The 3191-nt window shown below is 69.1% G+C and carries 5 protein-coding genes; all 5 read left to right on the top strand.

Translation table 11 applies throughout. From position 1 onward, the window contains the following. Positions 1-370: ATP dependent DNA ligase (locus ACWCSD_RS50185; protein ID WP_449926540.1), on the top strand; the 370-nt coding region annotated here is incomplete at its 5' end. Then, a complete protein-coding gene (gene ligD, locus ACWCSD_RS50190) occupies positions 367-1242 on the top strand; it encodes a non-homologous end-joining DNA ligase (RefSeq protein ID WP_397161152.1) in 876 nt (291 codons plus the stop codon). The genes ACWCSD_RS50185 and ligD, both read left to right, overlap by 4 nt. Before the next feature lie 43 nt (positions 1243-1285). Further along, entirely contained in the window at positions 1286-1495 is a 210-nt protein-coding gene (locus ACWCSD_RS50195) for a hypothetical protein (protein ID WP_352352847.1), read from the top strand. Positions 1496-1603: 108 nt separating this feature from the next. Then, the gene (locus ACWCSD_RS50200; protein WP_352319259.1) at positions 1604-2224 is read left to right on the top strand and encodes a TetR/AcrR family transcriptional regulator; all 621 of its coding nucleotides are present in this window, start codon (positions 1604-1606) and stop codon (positions 2222-2224) included. Positions 2225-2315: 91 nt separating this feature from the next. Then, entirely contained in the window at positions 2316-2546 is a 231-nt protein-coding gene (locus tag ACWCSD_RS50205; RefSeq protein WP_352319257.1) for a DUF3107 domain-containing protein, read from the top strand. The last annotated feature ends 645 nt before the right edge of the window (positions 2547-3191 follow it).

Genomic DNA, 3191 nt, shown 5'->3' on the forward strand with positions numbered 1-3191 from the left:
GTGGATCAAGGTCAAGCACCTCAGCACGCGGGACGTCGTGATCGGCGGCTGGAAACCCGGCAAGGGCCGCAGAGCCGGCGGGATCGGCTCGCTCGTCATGGGCGTCTTCACCGGTGAAGGGCTGACGTACGTCGGCCACGTGGGAACCGGGTTCACCGACGCCATCCTGGACGACCTCCACCAGGCGCTCCGACCTCTGGAGATCCCGCGCAGCCCGTTCACGAACGCGGTCCCGTGGAGAAATCGGTGGGTTAGGCCCGATCTCGTCGGGGAGGTGGGCTACACCATGTGGACCGACGAGCTGCGGCTGAGACATCCGGTGTGGCGCGGGCTGCGCGCCGACAAGCTCCCCGCGGAGGTGACGCTGTGAAGAAGGTGCCGGTCAGGGTCGACGGGCGCGAGCTGACGCTGAGCAACCTGGACAAGGTGCTCTATCCGGAGATCGGCTTCACCAAGGCCGAGGTCATCGACTACTACAGCCGCGTGGCCCCCGTCCTGCTGCCGCACCTCGCCGGCCGGCCCCTGACCGTCAAGCGGTACCCCAACGGCGTCACCGGCCAGTTCTTCTTCGAGAAGAACGCGCCCGAGCACACGCCCGACTGGGTCAGGAAGGTCAACCTGCCCGCCCCCGGCAGCACCAAGGGCCGCGAGAGCATCGACTTCGCCGTCATCGAGGACCTGCCGACGCTCGCCTACTACGCCAACCTGGCCGCGCTGGAGCTGCACGTGCCCCAGTGGCGGGTGGACGACGACGGCGCGGCGCTGCCGCCCGACACGCTCGTGTTCGACCTGGACCCGGGCGCGCCGGCGACCATCGTGGAGTGCTGCCGGGTGGCGCTCACGCTGCGCGAGGTGCTGAAGGGCGAGGGGCTCGACGCCAGGCCCAAGACCAGCGGCAACAAGGGCATGCAGCTGTACGCCGACTGGGACTGCCGCGAGGAGCCCTCCGCGTACGCCAAGAGGCTGGCCCAGGTCCTGGAGAAGGAGCACCCGAAGGAGATCGTCAGCGTCATGGCCAGGAAGGCCAGGCCGGGCAAGGTGTTCATCGACTGGAGTCAGAACAATCCGGCCAAGACCACCGTGGCACCGTACTCGCTGCGGGCCAGGGAGCGGCCGACGGTCTCGACGCCGCTGTTGTGGAAGGAGGTCGAGGACTGTGAACACGCCGATGACCTGGTGTTCACCGCCCCTGACGTACTCGCCAGAGTGGAGAAGCACGGCGACCTTTTCGGCCGGGCGTAGTCTGGACCCGTCCGCACCAAGAGGGGGGCCGAAGATGTCGGAGATGGACACCCGCGGGGACGAGAGCGTCTACGACGAGGAGGAGGAAGAGGAGTTGTCGCCGGAGACGCCCGAGGCCGACGCCGCCGAGCAGCATCGCGAGATCCGCCAGGAGACCGCCCAGGAGCGCCGCGAGCTTCCGCTCGACGCCGACCCCGCCGACGCGGCCGACCAGGACCGCGTCGTCGACTACGACGACGACGACTACCGCTGAGCACGGGGCGCCCGCCAGATCGAGCGTGTATGACGATGACCGCCGAGGTGACGACCACCCGCACGTAGGATGTCGGCACAGTTCGCTGAGAGACCAATGGAGACCCGCGTGACCGCAACCCCGGACGCGAAGCCCCGGGGCACCCGGCTGCCCCGACTGGCCCGACGCCGGCAACTGCTGAGCGCCGCGCAGGAAGTGTTCGTGGAGAACGGCTACCACGCGGCCGCCATGGACGAGATCGCCGATCGGGCCGGGGTCAGCAAGCCGGTGCTCTACCAGCACTTCCCCGGCAAGCTGGAGCTCTACCTCGCGCTGCTCGACCTGCACGTCGACGACATGGTCAACCGCTGCCGCGAGGCCCTGGCCTCCACTCACGAGAACAAGCTGCGGGTGCAGGCCACGTTCAGCGCGTTCTTCGACTTCGTCTCCACGCAGGGGGAGGCGTTCCGGCTGGTCTTCGAGTCCGACCTGCGCAACGTCGCGCCGGTGCGCCAGCGGGTGGAGCGGTCCCTGCAGGAGTGCGCCGAGATGGTCAGCGCGGTCATCCAGGAGGACACCGGCTGCACCAGCGACGAGGCCCACCTGCTCGGCGTCGGGCTGGTCGGCATGGCCGAGGTGAGCGCCCGCTACTGGGTCACCGCGCAGGGCTCGATCCCCAAGGACGCGGCCGAGCAGCTCATGGCGCGGCTCGCCTGGCGCGGGATCAGCGGTTTTCCGCGTACGGCATAACCCGTTCGCTGGGCGCGATCATTCACCGCCTCCGGGCCTCCGAGCGGCGACGATGGAACCGAGCGCTAACCCAGTCGACTAGGGAGCCACGATGGAAGTCAAGATCGGCGTACGCTCGGTACACCGCGAACTCGTTGTCGAGACCGACCTCTCCGCCGAGCAGGTCGAAGAGGAGATCAGGAACGCGCTGTCGGTAGATCGCGGCGTCTTCGCCATCACCGACGTCAAGGGCCGGCGCGTGGTCGTGCCGGTGGCCTCGCTCGGTTTCGTCGAGATCGGTGAGGACGAGGCCAGGCCAGTCGGCTTCGGCGGCACCCTCTAACCACCCCAAAGGCCCACAACGAGGGTACGGCCACAATCAGCCGTACCCTCACCGGCCACGCACGCCGCCCGACGCCTCCACCAGGCCACGCCGGGAACGCGCCGGCGGCCACACCCGCATCACGGGCCACAGCCCTCGCGTTCGCCCGGTTGTCCGAGGCGGCAGCCCCGGACGCGGCGACGGCGCCGCTCGGCGTGCTCCCGTCTCCGGTCGGCGTGGTGGCGGCTCTGGTCGGCGTGATCCGGTGTGTGATCGGCGTGATCCGGTGTGTGGTCGGCTTGATCCCGTCTCTGGTCGGCGTGATCCCGTGTCTGGTCGTTCATCGGGCATTCCGCGCTTCCCCTCCGCAGCACGACGCGCGAAGTCCAGCGATTCGGCCCACATCTCGTCAAGGAACTGCCGTAGCGGCGCCAGGCCCTCATGTCTGGGACGGTACATCCGTTTCGTCCCCTCGCACCGCCCCACGACCAGACCGGTCTCCTTCGGCACCCGGCAGGAGGCGGCCGAGCTCCCGGGCCCAGCCACCCACGGTCGTCCGTCCACCAGCCGGGCTAGACGAGTAAGTCCTAAGTCGGGTCAGTGGTCGTAGGCGATCAGGGATCGGGTGATGGGCTGGCCGGTGGCGCGGTTGTGCCAGATGGCGGC

This window comes from Nonomuraea sp. NPDC001684, assembly GCF_053596515.1.